The 20174-nt window shown below is 70.1% G+C and carries 20 protein-coding genes; 15 read left to right on the forward strand and 5 right to left on the reverse strand.

What is annotated here, in order from left to right:
- Positions 1–15 precede the first annotated feature (15 nt).
- The 5 genes from leuD to AC27VN_RS09240 are packed head-to-tail and all read left to right on the forward strand — an operon-like array spanning position 16 to position 5008.
- The gene (gene leuD / locus AC27VN_RS09220) at positions 16–642 is read left to right on the forward strand and encodes a 3-isopropylmalate dehydratase small subunit (RefSeq protein ID WP_490876352.1); all 627 of its coding nucleotides are present in this window, start codon (positions 16–18) and stop codon (positions 640–642) included.
- A gap of 19 nt (positions 643–661) precedes the next feature.
- Positions 662–1645 carry a tripartite tricarboxylate transporter substrate binding protein gene (locus tag AC27VN_RS09225; protein ID WP_490876353.1) on the forward strand — a complete coding sequence of 328 codons (984 nt, stop codon included), beginning with the start codon at positions 662–664 and terminating at the stop codon, positions 1643–1645.
- 4 nt (positions 1646–1649) lie between these two features.
- Complete coding sequence (locus AC27VN_RS09230; protein WP_490876354.1) at positions 1650–2831, forward strand: 2-methylaconitate cis-trans isomerase PrpF family protein; 1182 nt, start codon at positions 1650–1652, stop codon at positions 2829–2831.
- A 38-nt stretch (positions 2832–2869) separates the two neighbouring features.
- Positions 2870–3868 carry a Bug family tripartite tricarboxylate transporter substrate binding protein gene (locus AC27VN_RS09235; protein WP_490876355.1) on the forward strand — a complete coding sequence of 333 codons (999 nt, stop codon included), beginning with the start codon at positions 2870–2872 and terminating at the stop codon, positions 3866–3868.
- Between the two features lie 3 nt (positions 3869–3871).
- Positions 3872–5008 (forward strand): 2-methylaconitate cis-trans isomerase PrpF family protein, encoded by a 1137-nt coding sequence (locus tag AC27VN_RS09240; protein WP_490876356.1) that lies wholly within the window; start codon positions 3872–3874, stop codon positions 5006–5008.
- 9 nt (positions 5009–5017) lie between these two features.
- Here AC27VN_RS09240 and AC27VN_RS09245 read toward each other — a convergent pair whose 3' ends face one another.
- Positions 5018–5944: an AraC family transcriptional regulator gene (locus AC27VN_RS09245; protein WP_490876357.1), complete on the reverse strand. Its 927-nt coding sequence runs from the start codon at positions 5942–5944 to the stop codon at positions 5018–5020.
- Positions 5945–6048: 104 nt separating this feature from the next.
- Between AC27VN_RS09245 and AC27VN_RS09250 the strand changes: the two genes are divergently transcribed.
- From AC27VN_RS09250 to AC27VN_RS09260, 3 genes are all read left to right on the forward strand, one after another.
- A complete protein-coding gene (locus AC27VN_RS09250) occupies positions 6049–6801 on the forward strand; it encodes an SDR family oxidoreductase (RefSeq protein ID WP_490876358.1) in 753 nt (250 codons plus the stop codon).
- Positions 6802–6961: 160 nt separating this feature from the next.
- Positions 6962–7129 carry a hypothetical protein gene (locus AC27VN_RS09255; protein WP_177239396.1) on the forward strand — a complete coding sequence of 56 codons (168 nt, stop codon included), beginning with the start codon at positions 6962–6964 and terminating at the stop codon, positions 7127–7129.
- On the forward strand, positions 7126–7308 hold the full coding sequence (locus tag AC27VN_RS09260; RefSeq protein ID WP_490876359.1) for a hypothetical protein: 183 nt from the start codon (positions 7126–7128) through the stop codon (positions 7306–7308). Before AC27VN_RS09255 ends, AC27VN_RS09260 begins: the two co-directional genes overlap by 4 nt.
- Positions 7309–7311: 3 nt before the next feature.
- Here the strand turns inward: AC27VN_RS09260 and AC27VN_RS09265 are convergent, their stop codons facing one another.
- The 4 genes from AC27VN_RS09265 to AC27VN_RS09280 form a co-directional block, all read right to left on the reverse strand.
- Positions 7312–8940 carry an amidase family protein gene (locus AC27VN_RS09265; protein WP_490876360.1) on the reverse strand — a complete coding sequence of 543 codons (1629 nt, stop codon included), beginning with the start codon at positions 8938–8940 and terminating at the stop codon, positions 7312–7314.
- A 60-nt stretch (positions 8941–9000) separates the two neighbouring features.
- Positions 9001–9183 (reverse strand): hypothetical protein, encoded by a 183-nt coding sequence (locus tag AC27VN_RS09270; protein ID WP_490876361.1) that lies wholly within the window; start codon positions 9181–9183, stop codon positions 9001–9003.
- Between the two features lie 37 nt (positions 9184–9220).
- Positions 9221–11260: a M14 family zinc carboxypeptidase gene (locus AC27VN_RS09275; protein WP_490876362.1), complete on the reverse strand. Its 2040-nt coding sequence runs from the start codon at positions 11258–11260 to the stop codon at positions 9221–9223.
- Positions 11261–11550: 290 nt separating this feature from the next.
- Positions 11551–12432 (reverse strand): LysR family transcriptional regulator, encoded by an 882-nt coding sequence (locus tag AC27VN_RS09280; RefSeq protein ID WP_057591871.1) that lies wholly within the window; start codon positions 12430–12432, stop codon positions 11551–11553.
- Positions 12433–12632: 200 nt separating this feature from the next.
- Here AC27VN_RS09280 and AC27VN_RS09285 point away from each other — a divergent pair, with 200 nt between their 5' ends.
- From AC27VN_RS09285 to AC27VN_RS09315, 7 genes are all read left to right on the forward strand, one after another.
- The gene (locus AC27VN_RS09285; protein WP_256222667.1) at positions 12633–13103 is read left to right on the forward strand and encodes a DNA-binding protein; all 471 of its coding nucleotides are present in this window, start codon (positions 12633–12635) and stop codon (positions 13101–13103) included.
- Positions 13096–13497 (forward strand): PPC domain-containing DNA-binding protein, encoded by a 402-nt coding sequence (locus AC27VN_RS09290; protein ID WP_490876363.1) that lies wholly within the window; start codon positions 13096–13098, stop codon positions 13495–13497. The genes AC27VN_RS09285 and AC27VN_RS09290 overlap by 8 nt, the downstream gene beginning before the upstream one ends.
- A gap of 22 nt (positions 13498–13519) precedes the next feature.
- Positions 13520–14338, forward strand: coding sequence for an SDR family NAD(P)-dependent oxidoreductase (locus tag AC27VN_RS09295; protein ID WP_057591868.1), 819 nt, complete (start codon positions 13520–13522; stop codon positions 14336–14338).
- A 14-nt stretch (positions 14339–14352) separates the two neighbouring features.
- Positions 14353–15525 carry an acetyl-CoA acetyltransferase gene (locus AC27VN_RS09300; RefSeq protein WP_490876364.1) on the forward strand — a complete coding sequence of 391 codons (1173 nt, stop codon included), beginning with the start codon at positions 14353–14355 and terminating at the stop codon, positions 15523–15525.
- Positions 15522–17111, forward strand: a complete 1590-nt coding sequence (locus AC27VN_RS09305) for an acyl-CoA synthetase (protein ID WP_490876365.1) — start codon at positions 15522–15524, stop codon at positions 17109–17111. The genes AC27VN_RS09300 and AC27VN_RS09305 overlap by 4 nt, the downstream gene beginning before the upstream one ends.
- A gap of 69 nt (positions 17112–17180) precedes the next feature.
- Positions 17181–18194 carry a TRAP transporter substrate-binding protein gene (locus AC27VN_RS09310; RefSeq protein ID WP_490876366.1) on the forward strand — a complete coding sequence of 338 codons (1014 nt, stop codon included), beginning with the start codon at positions 17181–17183 and terminating at the stop codon, positions 18192–18194.
- On the forward strand, positions 18191–20074 hold the full coding sequence (locus AC27VN_RS09315) for a TRAP transporter large permease (protein WP_490876367.1): 1884 nt from the start codon (positions 18191–18193) through the stop codon (positions 20072–20074). Before AC27VN_RS09310 ends, AC27VN_RS09315 begins: the two co-directional genes overlap by 4 nt.
- Positions 20075–20174: the final 100 nt, after the last annotated feature.

Here is a 20174-nt window from a genome sequence, read left to right on the forward strand (position 1 = left end):
ACGGAGCCTCTGAGCATGCAGCCCTTCACCCTCCTGCGCGGCGCCGCGGCGCCGCTTGCCATCGACAACGTCGACACCGACCTGATCGTGCGCATCGAGCGCCTCACCAGCCTCGCGCGCGGCGAGCTCGGCCCGTGGGCCTTCGAGGCGCTGCGCTTTCGCGCCGACGGCAGCGAAGACCCGGACTTCGTGCTCAACCAGCCGCGCTGGCGCGAGGCACCGATCCTGGTGGCCGGCCGCAACTTCGGCTGCGGGTCGTCGCGCGAGGGCGCCGTGTGGGCGCTGCTGGCGCGCGGCATCCGCTGCGTGATCGCCGAGAGCTTCGGCGACATCTTCCACGCCAACTGCTTTCAGAACGGCGTGCTGCCGATCCGCCTCGCACCGGCCGAACTCGCGCGTGCCCATGCGGCCTGCACCGCCGATGGGCCGTGGCAGGTCGACCTGCGCACGCAGCGTATCGCGCTGCCCGATGGCGGCGAGCTGCCCTTCGAGGTCGATCCGCTGCGCCGCGAGGCGCTGCTCGAAGGGCTCGACGACATCGGCCGCACGCTCAAGCTGCGCGGTGCCGTCGATGCCTGGCAGGCGCGCGACCGCGTGGCCCGCCCCTGGGCCTGGCCGGCGGCCGCCGCGCCGCAATCCTGACCACCGGAGACCGCCTTCCATGTTCGACATATCCCTTCGCTCGCTGGCGCGCCGCTGCCTGCCCGCGCTCTGCGCGGCATGCGGCCTGCATGCCGCCACGGCCCAGGCCCAGACCGCCTGGACGCCGCAACGCCCGGTCACGCTGGTCGTGCCCTACAACCCCGGCGGCGGCACCGACGCCACCGCGCGCGCCGTCGCGAGCCGGCTGTCGGTGCTGTGGAAGCAGCCGGTGCTGGTCGAGAACCTCGGCGGCGCCGACGGCCTGATCGGCACCCGGCGCGTGATCGAGGCCGCGCCCGACGGCTACACGCTGCTGTTCCAGGTGCCCTCGCTGCTGCTGATGAAGTACCAGCGCAGCCTCAAGGCGATCGACCCCGTGACCCGGCTCACGCCCGTGACCGCGGTGGCGACCTCGCCGACCGCGCTGGTGATGACGGCCACCCTGCCCTTCAAGACCTTGCCCGAGCTCATCGCCCATTGCCGCACCAAGCCGTGCAACGCGGGCAGCGGCGAGAACAGCTCCAAGGTGCGGGCGCAGAAGTTCGCGGCCGACTACCAACTGCGCGACCTCGCTGTCGTCAACTACAAGGGCACCTCGCCGATCGTGGGCGACCTGGTCTCGGGCAACCTCACGATGGCCTTCACCGGCATCACGGCCGCGATGCCGCTGCACAAGGCCGGGCGCGTGCGCATCCTCGTGACCAACGGCGAACGGCGTGCGCAGGCGCTGCCCGAGGTGCCGACCAGCCTCGAGGCCGGCTGGCCCGACTCCTATTCGGTGACCTGGTACGGCGTGTTCGCGCCCAAGGGAACGCCGGCCGCGATCGCGCGCGCCATCGCCGATGCCACGCGCGAAGCCGGCAAGGACGCCCATGTGCGCGAGGCCCTGGCGGTCGCGGGGGCGGAACCGGCCTTCACGAGTCCGGCCGCCTTCGAGACCATGATCCGCGAGGACGATGCGCGCCTCGCTGCGCTGGTCAAGCGCTTCCCGCTGGAGGACTGAGGCGATGCAAGTCATGGGCGAACAGGTCGGCGTGCCCTGCACCGTGCTGCGCGGCGGCACCAGCAAGGGCCTCTACTTCAACGCCGCCGACCTGCCGCCTGTGGGCGCGCGGCGCGACCGCCTGCTGATGGCGCTGCTCGGCGCGCACGACCTGCTGCAGATCGACGGCCTCGGCGGCTCGCGGCTGGTCACGGCCAAGCTCGCGATCGTCGGGCCGCCCACGCATCCCGAGGCCGATGTGGACTACACCTACGGCATCGTGCCGCCGGGCGAAGGCCGCGTGGTCTTCACGAGCAACTGCGGCAACATCTCGGCGGGCGTGGGGCCGTTCGCGATCGATGCCGGACTGGTACCGGCCGAAGGCCCCGTGGCGCGCGTGCGCATCCACAACACGAACACCGGCAAGCTGCTGGTGGCGCACGTGCCCGTGGCCGACGGCCATGCGCGCGTGCGCGGCGACTTCGCGATTCCCGGCGTGCCCGGCACCGGCGCACGGATCTTCATGGACTACCGCGCCACCATCGGCGCCAAGACCGGCCGCGGCATGCCCACGGGCCACGCGCGCGACGAGATCGCGCTGGACGACGGGCGGCGCTTCGAGGTCAGCCTTTGCGACGTCGGCAATCCCTGCGTCTTCGTCGCGGCCGATTCCCTGGGTCTGTCGGGCACCGAGCTGCCGGACGCGATCGACGCGGATGCCGCGCTGCGCTCGATCTTGAAGGCCCTGCGTGCGCGCGCGGCCGCCCTGCTCGGCCTGTGCGCGGACTGGCGCGAGGCCGACAGCGTGTCGCCCGCGCTGCCGCTGGTCGTGATCGTCGCGCCGCCCACCGCCTATGCCGATGCGCAGTGCCGCGCCGTGGCGGCCGCACAGGTCGACCTGTGCGCGCGGCTGGTGTTCTACGGCCGCTGCCACGAGAGCATGGCGGGCACGGGTGCGATCTGCACCGCCGCCTGCGCGAGCGTCGAGGGCTCGGTGGTGCACGCGGCGGCGCGCGGCATCGGCGAACGCGTCGTGCCCGACAGCCTGCACATCGGCCATCCACTCGGCGCGATGCGCGTCGACGTGCAGGGGCGCTGCGAGGCCTCGCGGCCACTGGCCTTCGAGGCGCTGGGCTTCGCGCGCACGGCACGCCGCCTGATGGACGGCACGGCCTGGGTGCCGCGATCGGTGCTGGACCCGGCCTGAGCCGTCCCCGTTCCCCGAACACATTCCAAGGAGACTTCATGCATTCGAACCCCTCCCGCCGCCGCTTCCTCGGGCAGTGCGCGGCCGCGGCCACCACCGCGTCGCTCGTGCCCTCGTTCGCATGGGCGCAAGGCGACAGCTATCCCTCGCGCCCGATCCGCATCGTCGTCGGCTATCCACCCGGGCAGACCGTGGACACCGGCGCGCGCGCCCTGTCGATCGCGCTCACCGAGATCCTCGGCAAGCCGGTGTTCGTCGACAACAAGGCCGGCGCCAACGGCATCCTCGGCGCGCAGGACGTGCGCAACGCGGCGCCCGACGGCTACACGCTGCTGCTGGGCACCTCGGGCCAGCTGGCCATCAATCCCTCGATCTACGCCAAGCCCGGCTACGACCCGGTCAAGGACTTCGCGCCCGTCATGCTCAACGGCGTGGGCCGGCTCTACGTGGTGGTGCCGGCGGCCTCGCCCTTCCACACGCTGGCCGACCTCGTGGCCTATGCCAAGGCCCATCCGGGCAAGCTCAACTACGGTTCGGGCGGGCGCGGCATCACGGCCAACCTCGCGATGGAGATGCTCAAGAAGGCGGCTGGCGCCGACATCGTGCACGTGCCCTACAAGGGCTCGTCGGCCGCGCTCACCGACCTGATCGGCAGCCAGATCGACGTGATGATGGACGCGGGCGGGCTGGTGCTGCCGCAGGTGCGCCAGGGCAAGCTCAAGGTGCTGGGCGTGTCGAGCAAGGGCCGCTACAAGGAACTGCCGCAGGTTCCCACCATCGCCGAGCAGGGCTATCCGGGCTTCGAGGTCGCGTCGTGGACCGCCGTGCTGGCCCCGGCCGCCACACCGCCCGCCGTGGTCGAGAAGCTCAACAAGGCCCTGCTCCAGGCCCAGCGCCGCCCCGACGTGATCCGTTCGGCCGAGACCTCGGGCAGCGAGCTCGAGGGCGGGTCGCCCGAGCAGCTCAAGGCCTTCCTGGTCGCCGAGAACCGCAAGTGGGGCGAGGCCGCGCGCGCCGCCGGTGTCACGCCGGAGTAAGCCATGGCGCATGACGACTCCAGCACCTTCGGCGAACAGCATGGCGTGCCCTGCGTGCTGATGCGCGGCGGCACCAGCAAGGCGTTGTTCTTCCACCTGCGCCACGTGCCGCCGCCGGGCCCGGCGCGCGACGCCTTCCTCAAGCGCGCCATGGGCACGCCCGACCCGCTGCAGATCGACGGCATGGGCGGCTCGCGACTGGTCACGTCCAAGGTGGCGCTGATCGGTCCGTCGACGCGGCCCGATGCCGATGTCGACTACACCTTCGCGCAATGCGACGTGGAGCGCGACCTGATCGGCTACGACGCCAACTGCGGCAACATCTCCTCGGCCGTGGGGCCGTTCGCGGTCGACGAGGGGCTGGTCGAGGCGGTCGAGCCGCTGACCGTGGTGCGCATCCACAACACGAACACGGGCACCGTGCTGGTCGCGCGCGTGCAGGTGCGCGACGGCAAGGCGCGCGTGACGGGCGACTGCGCCATCGCGGGCGTGCCGGGCACCGGGGCCGAGATCCTCATGGACTACACCTACACGCTCGGTGCCAAGACGGGCCGCCTGTTGCCGACGGGCCAGCCGGTCGATGCGATCGCGCTGGAGGACGGGCGCGAGGTGCAGGTCTCGATCGTCGATGCGGCCACGCCCTGCGTCTTCATCGCGGCCGAGTCGCTCGGGCTCCACGGCGACGAGCTGCCGCCCGCGATCGGCGGCGACCGCGCGCTGATCGAGACCATCGGCGAGATCCAGGCCCGGGCCGGCGAGCGCATCGGGCTCTACGCGCATTGGCGGGACGTGCATCTGCCGGGCCTGCCGCTGGCCGTGATCGTGGCGCCGGCCGGGCGCGAGGATAGCGACCTGCGCGCGCGCCTCGTGTTCCTCGGCAAGTGCCACGACAGCATGGCGGGCACGGGGTCGATCTGCACCGCGGCGGCCTCGCGCATTCCGGGCACGCTGGTCCATGCGACCGCGGGCGACCGGCTGCGCGGCGAGGTGCTGCGCATCGGTCATCCGCTGGGCGTGATGGCGGTCAAGGTCGTCGCGCAGCCTGGCGCGGAGCTGCCGCGGTTCACGGCGCTGGGTCTTCAGCGCACGGCGCGACGCTTGATGGAGGGCGTGGTCTACGTGCCGGCCGAGACGGCGTGAACGCCGCGCTCAGGCACCGTCCGGCACCTGCGCGAGGCCCGCGTGCTCGCGCGCATACCGCGTCGGCGGCAGCCCGACGTGCCGCGCGAAGGCGCTGCTGAAAGTGTTCGCGGCGTTGTAGCCCACGCGCTGTGCGATCTCGGCCACGCTGCCCGCGTTGCGCCGCAGCAGGTCCTTCGCGAGCGCCATACGCCAGGCCAGCAGGTATTCCATCGGCGCCACGCCGACCGTGCGGCCGAAGCGCTCGAAGAAGGTCGAGCGCGAGAGCGCGGCCTCGTGCGCGAGCTCGGCCACCGTCCAGTCCTGCGCCGGGCGTTCGTGCATCGCGCGGATCGCGGCCGCGAGGCGCGGCTCGGCGAGGCCGCGCGCCAGCCCCGACGAGGCGTTGGTTCCGCCGGTGGCGCGCAGCGCCTCGATCAGCAGCAGCTCCAGCAGCCGCGCCAGCACCACCTCGCGCGCCGGCCGCTGCGCGCGCGACTCCTCGCGCACGAACTGCACCAGCATCGCGAGCCGCTCGTCGCCGCGCACATGCACGAATTGCGGCAGCAGCGACACCAGCAGCGAGGCATCGGGCGAATCGAAGCTGCAGTGGCCCGCGAGCATGCGCAGATCGATCGCACCCCGTGCATCGCCGACCCTGAATTCGCCATTGCCCAGCGGCACCGGCGGCGCGGTTTGCACGCCCGGCGGTGGCGGTTCGAGGCTGGAGAGCGCGATGTGCCGGGCGGCAGGCACCAGCACGAAGTCGCCCGATTGCAGCTCGAGCGCCTCGCCGCCGTCGACCGCGAGGCGGCAGCCGCCCTCGAGGATCACGCAGTAGAAGGGTTCGCCCGCATCGGAGCGCTCGATGCGCCAGGGGCTGGCGCCGAACACGCGCTTGGAGAAGCGCGCGCTCGGCCGCAGCAGCATGACCACTTCGGCCAGGGGATCCACCATGTTCGGACGATTCCTGATGAGACTCGGACTCGGGATCGTAGCAAGTCCGGCCCTCGCGGCCTATCGTCAGGCATCGATCACTCCCTTTCTCATCAAGGATCTCCATGACCCGGACCGTTCTCATCACCGGCTGCTCCTCGGGCTTCGGCCTCGAAACCGCGCGCTATTTCCTGGACCGCGACTGGCAGGTCGTCGCCACCATGCGCACCCCGCGCACCGAGCTGCTGCCCGCATCGCCGCGCCTGCGCGTGCTCGCGCTCGACGTCACCGATCCACGGAGCATCGCGCATGCCGTGGAAGCGGCCGGCCCCATCGACGTGCTCGTCAACAACGCGGGCTTCGGCGCGGCCTCGCCGGCCGAGCTCACGCCGCTGGCCACCGTGCGCCAGCTCTTCGAGACCAACACCTTCGGCACCCTCGCGCTGATGCAGGCGGTGCTGCCGCAGTTCCGGCAGCGCCGCGCGGGCGTGGTGGTCAACGTCACCTCGAGCGTGACGCTGAAGGCGCTGCCGCTGATCGCGGCCTACCGCGCGAGCAAGATGGCGGTCAATGCCTTCACCGAGTCGATGGCGATCGAGCTCGAGCCGCTGGGCGTGCGGCTGCGACTGGTGCTGCCGGGCCGCTCGCCCGAAACGCGCTTCGGCGACAACGCGCGGCCGAACATGGCGGGCTTCGATCACGAGGACTATGCGGAGCTCGCGCAGAAAGTCTTCGCCCAGTTCCAGGACACGTCCGCCCCGACCACCCATGCGCTCGACGTCGCCGAAGCGGTGTGGCGCGCGGCCACCGATCCGGCGGCGCCGATGCGCATCCCGGCCGGCGCCGATGCCGTCGCCTGGGCGGCCGAGGCGCGTTGAACCGCATAACCGTTCGACATGAAGGCCGATTCGCGCGACATCGCGGATGCGGCTGCTATCCTCGGCGCGCTCCATGCGCACGGCATCGAGACGCGCCGAGGACGACTTCGGCGCTGACGCACATTGAGGGACGGCCCTGCAACCTTGTCGAGGTGTTGCCATGGCCGAACTCCTTCGGGTCCTGCGGACCATTCATCGAGCGCTGCGCGCGCAGCCGATACCGAATCCCTTCCTGTTTCGCCGCATAGCGGTCACGCCGGGCCTCGTTCGGCTCGACTACCGCATGCAGCCGTCGTTCGCGCCCGCGCATCGGCGAGGTGCCCGGTGATCGGCGCGGGCGGCTGGATGGGGCTGGTGCTCGCGGCGGGAATCGGCTATGCCGCCTGGGCCGCCCGGCGGCAAGGCTGCGAAGCACGCGATGTCAGGGCGCTGCGGGTCAGCAGCGGGCTGTGCGCGTTGGGCGGCGTGGCGGTGGCCGTGCTGGATCTGCTGCTGCCGTCGGGTTGAGGCTCATGGCACAGGGGCATTCTTGCGAAACTGCGGATTGCGCCTTGCCTTCGTGGCCTGCTCGAAGCCGTAGGCGATCGACAGCAGCGTGGGTTCGCTCCAGCGCGTGCCGACGAAAAAGATCGCGACGGGCATGCCGCCGCTGTCGATTCCCATCGGAACCGTGATGCCGGGGTAGCCGGCCATGGCACCGCTGCGTCCCGGGCTCACGAGGGCATCGAGGCCATTCGATGTCAGCACGCGATCGAACTCGCCGGCCACCCGGGCCTTCTGTTCGCGGGCCAGTTGCTCGTAGGGAACGGTGGGAGGTCCGAGCAGAGCGACGGCCTGGTCGATCCACCATTGCGAGTAGGGTGTTCCATCGGGACGCAAGGGTGTGGTCTTGTTGAACGCCTGCAGTTCCTCGATGTTCTTGACGGGAAGCCCGGTTCTGGTTGCAAGGTATGCATTCAGTTCCCTGCCGAAGTAATACGTCAGCAGCGTCCATTCATCGACCTCGGATTCGTTGGGGCTCTCCACGGTTACCACCGTGGCGCCGAGGCGGCGCAGGGTGTCCAGTGCGCCCATGAAGTCGGGGTAGATGTCGGCTGTGGCGTACGGGCCGGGCGCATAGCCGATGCGCTTGCCCTTCAGGTCGTCGGGGCTCAGGAACTTCGTGAAATCCACCGCGTGCGCCTGTGCGTCGGCCGTGGCCGTGTCCTTCGGATCGGCGGCCGCCATCGCGGAAAGCAGGAGGGCCGCATCGCGCACCGTGCGTGCCATCGGGCCCGGGGTGTCTTGAATGCTCGCGATCGGGACGACGCCTGTTCTGCTCACCAAGCCCAGCGTAGGGCGAATACCGACGATGCCGTTCATCGCCGCGGGACACAGGATCGATCCATCGGTCTCGGTGCCGATCGCGATGGGCACGAAGCCCGCAGCCACCGCCACGGCCGATCCCGCGCTCGATCCGCAAGGTTCTCCGTCCAGCACATGTGCATTCAATGTCTGGCCACCTCGCCCGCTCCATCCGCTGGGGAGGAAGAGGGAACGAAAGCCCGACAACTCGCTGAGATTCGTCTTCCCGAGAATCAGTGCGCCCGCTTCGCGCAACTTCTTCGCGATGAAGGCGTCCTGCAGCGCGGGCTGCCCCACCAGCGCCAACGAACCCGCCGCGGTCTGCATCCTGTCGCCGGTGTCGATGTTGTCCTTCAGGAAGACCGGAATGCCGTGCAGCGGCCCGCGCGACTTGCCCGCGGCACGCTCCGCATCCAGCTGGTCGGCGATGGCCATGGCATCGGGGTTGAGCTCGATGACGGCATTGACGGCCGGTCCCTTCTTGTCGAGCGCATCGATGCGGGCCAGCAGGTAGGTCGCCATGTCGCGCGAGGTGGCGCCCTGCGCCATCTTCTCGCTCAGGCCCGCGATGTCGAGGTACTCGATGCCTTCGAGCGAGGGCGGCACGACGGCGGGAACTGTCGGTGGAACCGGCGCGCCAACACCATCCCCGGCCGTCGCTGGCGGCGCCATGGCAAGGGGAGAGATGCTCGCGCCATCGCCTCCGCCACAAGCCGACAGCACGAGGCACAGCAGCGGGACGCACCAGACGCGGGTGGCCGCCTTGGGGCGGCGCGGACGAACATCACTTTTCATGGTCACTCCTTGTCGATCGTGGGATGCAGGTGAATGGCGCCGTGATGCACGGCGACGAACCTAGGGCTTGCAGTTGCTTTCGGTGACCGGCGGAATGACCGGCGCGATCGTCCCGGTGCCGGGGCCGACGCCCACGGGCATGAAGCTGGCACCGCCTCCATCGCCGCCGCCGCAGGCGGCAACCGCAAGGCAGAAGAACAGCGCGCACAGGCGCCGCGCGAAGACCACGAGTTGGATCTGCATGATGTGACTCCCGATGTCGAAGACGAGGCAAGGTCGGTCAGCTCGCCGACGGCGTCGGCGGGCAGGGCTGCGGTGCATCCTTCGCCAGCACCTCGAGGAAGACCGCATCGGGTGGACCGGCCCTTCCCTTCTGGTTGACGCCCTGCACGTAGAGCAGGTGCTTGCCCGGCATGAAGGCCGAGGTGTCGATGACGCCCGAGACCGTCACCTTGGGCCCCGCGCCGAAGGCGATGTCGGCGGTGGCGCTCAGCGGGATCGCCTTGGCGGCGCTGTCCCACGGCAAGGTGTTGATGTAGGCGTTGGCGGCCTGGATGGGCTGGGGGTCGTGTTGGGTCACCGGCCGCTCGCTGTCGCCCTCGGCGTAGCGATAGCGGTCGTCGTCGATCGTGGCCGTGAGCGTGACGGACTCGCCCTGCCTGACGGTGGCAGCGGAGAGCTTCAAGTCCGCGGCGTCGGGCCCCAGTGGCAGTTGGTACGGCGCCTTCAGCGTGCGCGCCGCATAGCGCAGCGACGCCACGTTCTTCGGGAAGGTGTCTTTCTCGAACTCGTCGCAAGGTTCGTAGAACGACGTGCCCAGCTCGATCGTGAACGAGGGCGCGCCGAGCTCGCCGTAGAAGGTATCGGTGGTCGTGCCGTCGGTGTCGTAGTCGATGATCTGCGTCGCGGCGTAGCCGTTGTACCAGGCGAGGCGCTGGCCAAAGGCCGCCATGCCGTCGTCGTTCGCGGTCTTCGAGTCGCCGCCCAGGGTATCGCGCCGGATCCCCCAGGGCCACAACACCAGTTGCGAGAAGCTGTGGATGTCGAGGTACAAGCCTTCGTAGTCATCGGGCGCGCCGGTCGAGAAGTCGTTGGCCGCGGCCGTGCGCCTGTCGCGCAAGAGGCCACCCGAGAAATTGCCGTCCTGCTGGCGGGTGCCCGCGACGTACTTGACGATGGCGGCCGTTTCCGGTTCCGACGCGGCGGTCTTCCCCCTGAAGGTCGCATCGCACGCGTCGCCGCTGGAACCCATGCCGTCGGTGCTGTTCCAGCCGAAAGGAAAGTTGCGATTCAGGTCTATGCCCGAATCAACGGGCCCGATGAACTGGGCCATGATCTCGTCGTCGGGGGCCTTGCAATAGCCATCCACCAGATTGACGTTCTTGCGCCAGCCATTCCCGATGTTCTGCGCCACGGCCTGTTCCGCGAGCTTCCGGCCATCGGGATTCGCATGCAGGATGAAGTGGAACTCGTTGTGGTCGAGCAACCAGGTGGCCGTGGGATCGGTGCCGTGGTTCTTCACCAGCCATTCGGCGAAGCGCGTGGAGATCTCGGCCGGCGTGTATTCGCGCGCATGGATCGACGAGGTGGTGACCATGCGCGGCACGGTCCGGTCCTGGATGCGATCCTGGTTGCCGATCACGACGGCGCGCAGCGGGTTGGCCTCGCTGTCGGGCAGCAGGTCGAAGTCGATCGTGCTCAGCACGCTCTGCGGCAGGTACTTGATCAGCACGTTGCGAAACGAGAGCAGTTGCGTCTGCACCCAGGTCTGGCCCACTGGGGCGACGCGAACCAGCTTCGGATAGCGAGCAGCCAGCGCATCGATATCGAGGTTGGCCTGCTCGACGGTGCGGTAGCAGGCGGCGTTGCCGTCGAACAGCGGGTCGCCAGGCTTGCCCAGTGCCGATGTCTTCTGCGAAGCCTGCGGCGTTCCGGGCGTGCTCTGCTTCAGGAGTTGCTGCCGCTCATGCTGGAAGCCGCGGATCTTCTCGGAGCCCTCGGCATCGATCTCGACCGCATAGCCCAGGCTGCGCAAGCGTTCGACGCCGCGCGAGTCGAGTTCCGTCGCGATGGTCTTGCCGGCCTTGTCGACGCGCATGTGGTCGATCCAGCGCGACAGGCGCTGGATGTCCTCGCGCGTCGCATAGGACACGCGCACCGACCAGATGCGGCCCTGCTCGAGCTGCGCTGGCGGTGCACCGGCGGGGTTCGCCGTGCCTTGCGCGGTCGCGAGGGGCGCGAGTTGCGCGAGCACGATCAGGCCGGTGATCGCGAGACGAAGACGCTTGGGCCGCGGCGCGGCGTGAAGACCAGCTCTCATGTGGGTTGTCCTGTGCTGCATTCATGAAATTCACCGGACAGGCTCGCGCTACGGCGAACCGGGCCGGCACCGTCTTGAAGGGGCATCGGAAATTCGCGTCCACACGGTCCCCCGAAAGGAACCGTCTTGGAGTCATGAATGGCGCATGGACGCGCGGGTGCGTTCCCTCCCTGTTCCGCACCCGGGGCAGGCTCACCGCCTGGGTGATGTCTGCTGGCGGAAAAGAATAATTGCCTCGGCGCTCGAGGGATAGGACCGTCTGTCCGTATTCTTTTGAGAAAGTCGGCGCGTCAGTCGCGCAGCCTCGGCAGCAGCGCGAGAAAGGCCTTGAGCAGCGGCGACTCGTCCGACTTGCGCCAGACCACCAGCGTGTCGACATGCGTCTTCTCGCCCTTGAGCGGACGAAACACCACGCCCTCGCGATGCAGCGCCTTCACGCAGGCCGGCACCAGCGCGACGCCCACGCCGCCCGAGACCAGGCTCACGATGGTGTTCATCTGGCGCGCCGGAAACATGCGCGGGCTGAAGCCGCGCCGCATGCAGGTGGCGACGATGGCATCGAACATCTGCGGCCCGATGTGGCGCTCGAAGCCCAGGAAGCGTTCGCTCGCGAAGCGCTCGAGCGCCACGCTGCCGGGCCGCGCGAGCGCATGCGTCTCGGGCAGCGCGAGGATCAGCGTGTCCTTCTGCACCAGCCGCGAGTCCAGCGTCGGCGGCATCTCGGCCGGCTGCAGGATCAGGCCGATGTCGAGCCGGCCCGACTGCACGTCGGCCAGGATCTGCTCGGTGATGCCCTCGCGCAGCGCGATGCTCGCGTTGGGATGGTTCTCGTTGAAGTCGCGCAGCACCTGCGGCAGGAAGGTGTAGGCCGGCAGACTGATGAAGCCGACCGCGATCGAACCCTTGAGGCCGGCCGCCGCATCCTTCGCATGGCGGCGCAGACTCTCCATGCCGCCGAGCACGGCGCGCGCATCGCGCAGGGCCTCCTCGCCCGCGCGCGTGATGGCGATGCGGCGCGAGCTGCGCTCGAACAGCGCGACGCCGAGCTCCTCCTCCAGCTCCTTGATCGCCAGGCTCACGGGCGGTTGCGAAAGATTGAGGCGTTCGGCGGCGCGGCCGAAGTGGAGTTCCTCGGCAACGGCGACCAGGCAGCGCAGGTGGCGGAGTTCCATTGATCTGAATCCTGTATTGATCGATCTGAATTGTAGATTTGTTGCTATGGATCGAGGCTCCTAGACTCCGCGGCCATGCGCCGGCCCTACCCCCTGCCGCGCAGTCAGGAGACAACGTGAACAAGCAGTCGACGACGGCCCTGCCACGAGCAAGGACCGTGGTCCACCCTGGGCCCAGCGGCCCCGTGAGGATCAACCACATGCGTGCCGACCATGGTCGGCACTTCCGGCTTTCGCTGCCCGCGGGCCGCACCCTGCACGAGGGCCTGGTCGAGGCCCTGGCGCGCGAGGCGGTGCACAGCGCCTCGATGACGCTGCTCGGCGGCGACCTCGAGAGCCTGAGCTTCTGCATGGCCCTGCCCGACCCCTCGGGCCGCGTGCTCGCCACCTACGGCGCGCCGGTGCCGCTGCGCGGCGCGCGGCTGATCTTCGGCAACGCTACGCTGGGCCGCTCGGCGTCGAACGCGCCGCTGGTCCACTGCCATGGCGCCTTCTGCGAGGCGGACGGCGCGGTGCGCGGCGGCCACATCCTCTGCGACCGCAGCGTGGTCGGCCGCGTGCCGGTCACGGTGCTCGTGACCGCGCTCGACAGCTTCGAGCTGCGCGTGGCCTACGACGAAGAGACGCGCATGCCGCTGATGCGCCCCGAGGCCAGGGCCGGCCATGTCTGAAGTCCACCGGATCGAACGCGGCCGCATGGGCCGCGTGGCCTACGCACGCATCGGCCCCAACGAAGACCTGATGCAGGGCGTCGAGAAGCTCTGCGTGGCCCAGGGCTTTCGCCATGCCTTCGTGCGCGGCGCGCTCGGCAGCCTGATCGACGCCTGCCTCGAGCGCCCCGACGGCGCCTGCCAGGTGATCCGCGGCCCGGCCATCGAGGTCGTGAGCCTGGCCGGCGAAGTGCGCCGGCAGCCCGACGGCAGCCTGCGCTCGGCCCTCACGGGCGTGGTCGCCGACACCGAGGGCCGGGTCTACGGCGGGCCCTTCGTGGCCGGCGCCAACACCGTGTGCGTCACCTTCGAGGTCACGCTCGAGGAGTGGCTGCCCGCCGACGACAACCACTGATTTCGACAACTGCAGGACTCCCATGACAGACACCTCCTCCTCCCGGCGCGTCGCCGTCGTCACCGGCGGCGCGCGCGGCATCGGCCTCGCGATCGGCCAATGGTTCCTCGCGCACGGCCACCAGGTCGCGCTGCTCGACAACGACCGCGCCACGCTCGAGGCGACCGGCCGCACGCTCGCCCAGCCCGACCGCGTGCTGACCGTGAACTGCGACGTGTCGGATCCCGCGCAGGTCGATGCGGCCGCGCATGCCGTGGTCGCGCGCTTCGGCCGCGTCGATGCGCTGGTCAACAACGCGGGCGTGGCGGTGTTCAAGCGCGTGGCGGAAACCAGCTTCGCCGACTGGCGCACGGTGCTGGGCACCAACCTCGACGGCGCCTTCCTCTGCACCCAGGCCTTCGGCGCGCTGATGGTGCAGGCCGGTGGCGGCGCGGTGGTGAACGTGGCCTCGATCTCCGGCCTGCGCGCGAGCACGCTGCGCGTGGCCTACGGCACCAGCAAGGCGGCGCTGATCCACCTGACCAAGCAGTACGCGGTGGAGCTCGGCAATGCCGGCGTGCGCGTGAACGTGATCGCACCGGGCCCGGTCGAGACCGAGATGGCCAAGCTGGTCCACAGCGTGGCGATCCGCTCCGACTACTACGACGCGATCCCGCTCGGGCGCTACGGCAGCGTGGAGGAGATGGCGAACACGGTGGGCTTCCTCTGCAGCGATGCCGCCAGCTTCATCAATGGCCAGGTGATCGCGGTCGATGGCGGCTTCGACGCCGCGGGCGTCGGCCTGCCGACCCTGCGCCGCGGACTGCCGTCCGAACGCGCCGCCGAAGCAGCGCACGCCTGAAGGAGCCGCACGCCATGAACAACGACAACGCCTTCATCACCGGCTGGGGCCACACGGTCTTCGGCAAGCTCGACGCGATCGACAGCGAACAGTTGATCCGCGATGCGGTGGACCCCGCGCTGCACACGGCCGGGCTCGAGGCCACCGACATCGACGGTGTCTTCGTCGGCCACTTCAACGGCGGCTTCATGCCGCAGGACTTCAGCGCCTCGCTGGTCGCGCTCGCGGTGCCGGCGTTGCGCCATGTGCCGGCCGTGCGCATGGAGAACGCCTGTGCCACCGGCTCGGCCGCGATCTGGGCCGCGCTCGACGCGGTACAGAGCGGCCGCGTGCGCCATGCGCTGGTGGTGGGCTTCGAGATTATGAATGCGGTGCCCACCCCGGTGGTCGCGCAGACGCTGCTGCGCTGCTCCTACGTGAAGGAGGAAGGCGAGACGCCCGCGGGCTTCGCTGGCGTGTTCGGCCGCATCGCAGGCAGCTACTTCGAGCGCTTCGGCGACCAGGGCGATGCGCTCGCGGCCATCGCGGCCAAGAACCACGCCAACGGCATGCACAACCCCTTCGCCCACATGCGGCGCGACCTGGGCTTCGATTTCTGCCGCCAGGTGTCGGAACGCAATCCGGTGGTCGCGGGCCCGCTCAAGCGTTCCGATTGCTCGCTGGTCTCCGACGGCGCCGCGGCGCTGGTGATCTCGGCCGCGCCGACGCCGTCGGCCCGCGTGCCGGCCGTGCGCTGGCGCTCGCGCACGCAGGTCAACGAATACCTGCCGCTGTCGCGCCGCGACCCCACGCGCTTCGAGGGCGCGGCGCTTGCATGGAGCCGCGGGCTCGAGGCGGCCGGACTCGGGCTGGACGACCTCGGCTTCGTCGAGACGCACGACTGCTTCACCATCGCCGAGCTGCTCGAGTACGAGGCCATGGGCCTGGCGCCGCACGGCCAGGGTGCGCGCGCGATCCTCGACGGCGTGACGCGCAAGGACGGCCGGCTGCCGGTCAATCCCTCGGGCGGCCTCAAGTCGCGCGGCCATCCGATCGGCGCGACCGGCGTGTCGCAGCACGTGATGGCGGCGATGCAGCTCGCCGGCCTGGCGGGCGACATGCAGGTGGCCACGGGACGGCCCGGTGCCGTCTTCAACATGGGCGGCGCGGCAGTCGCCAACTACCTCAGCGTGCTGGAGGCGGTGTGAGCGCAGCACAGGCGGCGAACCTCTCGGTGCTGCTGTCGCAGACCGCGGCGCTGTTTCCCGACCGGCCGGGCCTGATCCTCGAGGACCGGACCTGGACCTGGCGCGAGATCGACGCGCGCGTCGACGCGCTGGTCGATGCGCTGCGCGCGCTCGGCATGCAAGCCGGCGACAAGCTGCTCGTGCAGTCGCGCAACAACATCGCGCTGTTCGAGAGCTGCTGGGCCGCGTTCCGCCTGGGCGCGGTCTGGGTGCCGGTGAATGCGCGGCTCACGCCTCCCGAGGTGGCCTACCTCGGCAGCGCGAGCCGGGCCACGGTGATGCTCGCGGAGGATTGCTTCGGCGCGCACGTGGAAGCGGTGCGCGCGGCCTCGGCGCACCTGCGCCATGTGGTGACGATCGGCGAATCGCCGCAGGGCACGCAAGGCTACGAAGCCTTGCTCGCGGCGCACGCTGGCGCCCCCAGCGCCACTGCACCGGTCGATGCAGACACGCCGCTGTGGTACTTCTACACCTCGGGCACCACCGGCAAGCCCAAGGCCGCGGTGCTGACCCACGGGCAACTGGCCTTCGTGGTGACGAACCACCTCGCCGACCTGATCCCCGGCACCACCGAGCGCGACTGCTCGATCGCCGTCGCGCCGCTGTCGCACGGCGCGGGCATCCATGCGCTGCTCAACGTCGCGCGCGGCGCGGCGACCGTGCTGCCGGCCTCCGATCGGCTCGACCCGCCCGCCATCTGGGCGCTGGTCGAGCGGCACCGGGTCAGCAACCTCTTCACCGTGCCCACCATCGTCAAGATGCTGGTGGAAGACCCGTCGGTCGATGCGTTCGACCACAGCTCGCTGCGTTACCTGATCTATGCCGGCGCGCCGATGTACCGCGCCGACCAGAAGCGCGCGCTGCACAAGCTCGGGCCGGTGCTGGTGCAGTACTTCGGCCTCGGCGAGGTCACGGGCTGCATCACGGTGCTGACGCCCTCGATGCATTCGGCCGACGATGCCGATCCCCATGCGAACGTCGGCTCCTGCGGCCGGCCGCGCACCGGCATGGAAGTCGCGATCCTCGATGCGCAGATGCAGCGCCTGCCGGCCGGTGCCGTGGGAGAGATCTGCTGCCGCGGCCCCGCCGTGTTCGCTGGCTACTTCGACAACCCCGAAGCCACGGCCAAGGCGCTGCGCGGCGGCTGGTTCCACACCGGCGACCTCGGGCGCATGGACGAGCGCGGGCTGCTCTACATCACGGGCCGCGAGTCCGACATGTACATCTCGGGCGGCTCCAACGTCTATCCGCGCGAGGTCGAGGAGATCCTGCTGACCCATCCGGCGGTACGCGAGGCCGCGGTGCTGGGCTGGCCCGACGCCAAGTGGGGTGAGGTCGGCGTGGCCGTGCTGGTGTGCGAGCGCGACGACGTCGACGCCGAGGAGATCCTGCGCCACCTCGACGGCCGCTGCGCCAGATACCGCTGGCCGCGCCACGTGCTGTTCTGGCCCGCGCTGCCCAAGTCGGGCTACGGCAAGGTCGCGAAGAACGACATCCGCCGGCTGCTGGCCGAGCGCGCAGAGATCGCGGAGGCCGCCATCGCCTGAAGTTCCATTCCCCTCCCCCACAGCGTTCGACAGATCCCGAGAAAACCCACACAACAGGAGACAAGCGCCATGAACATCCAACGCCGCACCGTGCTGCGCACCGCCGCCGCCGCATCCACGCTGGCCCTGCCGCTGCGCCACGCCTTCGCGCAGAAGAAGCCCTACAGCTACAAGTACGCGAACAACCTGCCGGTCACGCACCCGATGAACATCCGGGCCAAGGAGATGGCCGATGCGATCCGCGCCGAGACCCAGGGCCAGGTCGACATCCAGATCTTTCCGAACAACCAGCTCGGCTCGGACACCGACATGCTGAGCCAGCTGCGCTCGGGCGGGGTCGAGTTCTTCACGCTGTCGGGCCTGATCCTCGCCACCCTGGTGCCCGCGGCCTCCATCAGCGGCGTGGGCTTCGCGTTCCCCGACTACGCCAGCGTCTGGAAGGCGATGGACGGCGAGCTCGGCGCCCATATCCGCCAGCAGATCGCCAAGGCCAACATCCTCGCGATGGACCGCATCTGGGACAACGGCTTCCGCCAGATCACGTCCTCGAGCAAGCCCATCGCGGCACCGGCCGACCTGAAGGGCTTCAAGGTGCGCGTGCCGGTCTCGCCGCTGTGGACCTCGATGTTCAAGGCGCTCGAGGCCGCGCCGACCTCGATCAACTTCGCCGAGGTGTATTCGGCGCTGCAGACCAAGATCGTCGACGGCCAGGAGAACCCGCTCGCGATCATCTCGACCGCCAAGCTCTACGAGGTGCAGAAGTACTGCTCGATGAGCAACCACATGTGGGACGGCTTCTGGTTCCTCGCCAACAAGCGCGCCTGGGACCGCCTGCCGCCCGAGCTGCAGGCCATCGTGGCGCGGCACGTCAACGCCGCTGCGATCAAGGAGCGCGCCGACGTGGCCGAGCTCAACACCGGGCTGCAGAAGGAGCTGGCCGCCAAGGGCATGCAGATCAACCAGCCCGACCCGGCCGCGTTCCGCGACCAGCTGCGCAAGGCCGGCTTCTATGCCGAGTGGAAGGCCAAGTACGGCGATGAGGCCTGGGCGCTGCTCGAGCGCAGCGTGGGCAAGCTGGCATGAGCGCCGCAGTGGGGCATGGCCACGGGGCCGCGCTGGCTTTCGATGCCACGGCATCGAACCCGCTCGCGGCACGCATCGAACAGGCGCTCGGCGCCGCGGTGAGCGTCGCGGCCGGCGCGCTGGTGCTGGCCGACGTGGCGGTGCTGCTCGCGGGCGTGGTCGCGCGCTTCGTGCTGCACCAGCCGCTGATCTGGTCGGACGAGCTGGCCTCGATGCTCTTCATCTGGCTGGCGATGCTCGGCGCGGTGGTCGCGCTGCGGCGCGGCGAGCACATGCGCATGACGGCGCTGGTGTCGGGCCTCGCGCCCGAACGCCGCCAGCTGGCCGAGGCGCTCGCGCTGTGCGCGGCGCTCGCCTTCCTCGCGATGATCGCGTGGCCGGCCTGGGAATACGCCGCGGAAGAGCGCTTCATCACCACGCCCGCACTCGACATCTCGAACGCCTGGCGCGCCGCCGCCCTGCCCGCGGGCGTGGCGCTGATGGCGCTGTTCGCGGTGCTGCGGCTGTTCCGCGACTTCGACTGGAAGACCACCACCAAGGCCGTCTGCGTGGTGGCGATCGTGGTCGCGGCCTTCGGCTTCGGGCGTGCCGTGTTCGAGGACCTGGGCCGGCTCAACCTGCTGGTCTTCTTCGTCGGCGTGGTGCTGGCCTGCGTGCTCGGCGGCATCCCGATCGCCTTCGCCTTCGGCCTCGGCACCTTCGGCTACCTCGCGCTGACCACCGACACCGCGCTGCCCGTGATCGTCGGGCGCATGGACGAGGGCATGTCGCACCTGATCCTGCTGGCGGTGCCGCTGTTCGTCTTCCTCGGCCTGCTGATCGAGATGACCGGCATGGCCAAGGCGATGGTGGCCTTCCTCGCGAGCCTGCTCGGCCACGTGAAGGGCGGGCTCTCGTACGTGCTGGTGGGTGCGATGTACCTGGTGTCGGGCATCTCGGGATCGAAGGCGGCCGACATGGCGGCGGTCGCGCCGGCGCTGTTCCCCGAGATGCAGAAGCGCGGCGCCAGCGACGGCGAGCTGGTCGCGCTGCTCGCGGCCACCGGCGCGCAGACCGAGACCGTGCCGCCGAGCCTGGTGCTGATCACCATCGGCTCGGTCACCGGCGTGTCGATCGCGGCGCTGTTCACCGGCGGGCTGCTGCCGGCCGTGATCCTCGGCCTGATGCTGTGCGTGGTGGTGCACTTCCGCAGCCGCCACGAGGACCTGAGCCGGGTCGAGCGCTCGCCCTGGTCGCAGGTGCTGCGGCTCGCGCTGGTGGCGCTGCCCGCGCTCGCCCTGCCCTTCGTGATCCGCGCCGCCGTGGTGGAAGGCGTGGCCACCGCCACCGAAGTCTCGACCCTCGGCATCGTCTACGCGGTGGTGGCCGGGATCGCGATCTACCGGCAGTTCGACTGGCGCCGGCTCGGGCCGATGCTGGTGGCCACCGCTTCGCTGTCGGGCGCGATCCTGCTGATCATCGGCACCGCCACCGCGATGGCCTGGGGCCTCACGCAGTCGGGTTTCTCGCGCTGGCTCGCCGAGCTGATGGCGAACCTGCCCGGCGGCGCCGGGATGTTCCTGGCGGTGTCGCTGGTGATCTTCGTGATCCTCGGCTCGGTGCTCGAAGGCATCCCGGCGATCGTGCTGTTCGGCCCGCTGCTGTTTCCCATCGCGCGCCAGCTCGGCATCCACGAGGTGCACTACGCGATGGTGGTGGTGCTGTCGATGGGCCTGGGCCTGTTCGCGCCGCCGCTGGGCGTGGGCTACTACGCGGCCTGCGCGATCGGGCGCGTGCAACCCGATGCGGGGATCGGGCCGATCGTGGGGTACATGCTGGCGCTGCTGGCGGGGACGATCGTGGTGGCGGCAGTTCCTTGGCTGTCGATCGGCTTCCTCTGAACTAGCTTCGCACCACGCTGCGAAAGGCCACCGACAACGCCTCGAGCGCCGCGCGCGGCCGCCCTTCCCCCACGCGCGTGTGCAGCAGCACCGGCAGGCG

The sequence above is a fragment of the Variovorax sp. 20P10.2.4 genome (assembly GCF_058244205.1).

Coding starts and splice junctions, on each gene's coding strand:
- leuD (WP_490876352.1), top strand. CDS start 16: ATGCAGCCCTTCACCCTCCTGCGCGGCGCCGCGGCGCCGCTTGCCATC.
- AC27VN_RS09225 (WP_490876353.1), top strand. CDS start 662: ATGTTCGACATATCCCTTCGCTCGCTGGCGCGCCGCTGCCTGCCCGCG.
- AC27VN_RS09230 (WP_490876354.1), top strand. CDS start 1,650: ATGCAAGTCATGGGCGAACAGGTCGGCGTGCCCTGCACCGTGCTGCGC.
- AC27VN_RS09235 (WP_490876355.1), top strand. CDS start 2,870: ATGCATTCGAACCCCTCCCGCCGCCGCTTCCTCGGGCAGTGCGCGGCC.
- AC27VN_RS09240 (WP_490876356.1), top strand. CDS start 3,872: ATGGCGCATGACGACTCCAGCACCTTCGGCGAACAGCATGGCGTGCCC.
- AC27VN_RS09245 (WP_490876357.1), bottom strand. CDS start 5,944: ATGGTGGATCCCCTGGCCGAAGTGGTCATGCTGCTGCGGCCGAGCGCG.
- AC27VN_RS09250 (WP_490876358.1), top strand. CDS start 6,049: ATGACCCGGACCGTTCTCATCACCGGCTGCTCCTCGGGCTTCGGCCTC.
- AC27VN_RS09255 (WP_177239396.1), top strand. CDS start 6,962: ATGGCCGAACTCCTTCGGGTCCTGCGGACCATTCATCGAGCGCTGCGC.
- AC27VN_RS09265 (WP_490876360.1), bottom strand. CDS start 8,940: ATGAAAAGTGATGTTCGTCCGCGCCGCCCCAAGGCGGCCACCCGCGTC.
- AC27VN_RS09270 (WP_490876361.1), bottom strand. CDS start 9,183: ATGCAGATCCAACTCGTGGTCTTCGCGCGGCGCCTGTGCGCGCTGTTC.
- AC27VN_RS09275 (WP_490876362.1), bottom strand. CDS start 11,260: ATGAGAGCTGGTCTTCACGCCGCGCCGCGGCCCAAGCGTCTTCGTCTC.
- AC27VN_RS09280 (WP_057591871.1), bottom strand. CDS start 12,432: ATGGAACTCCGCCACCTGCGCTGCCTGGTCGCCGTTGCCGAGGAACTC.
- AC27VN_RS09285 (WP_256222667.1), top strand. CDS start 12,633: ATGCGTGCCGACCATGGTCGGCACTTCCGGCTTTCGCTGCCCGCGGGC.
- AC27VN_RS09290 (WP_490876363.1), top strand. CDS start 13,096: ATGTCTGAAGTCCACCGGATCGAACGCGGCCGCATGGGCCGCGTGGCC.
- AC27VN_RS09295 (WP_057591868.1), top strand. CDS start 13,520: ATGACAGACACCTCCTCCTCCCGGCGCGTCGCCGTCGTCACCGGCGGC.
- AC27VN_RS09300 (WP_490876364.1), top strand. CDS start 14,353: ATGAACAACGACAACGCCTTCATCACCGGCTGGGGCCACACGGTCTTC.
- AC27VN_RS09310 (WP_490876366.1), top strand. CDS start 17,181: ATGAACATCCAACGCCGCACCGTGCTGCGCACCGCCGCCGCCGCATCC.
- AC27VN_RS09315 (WP_490876367.1), top strand. CDS start 18,191: ATGAGCGCCGCAGTGGGGCATGGCCACGGGGCCGCGCTGGCTTTCGAT.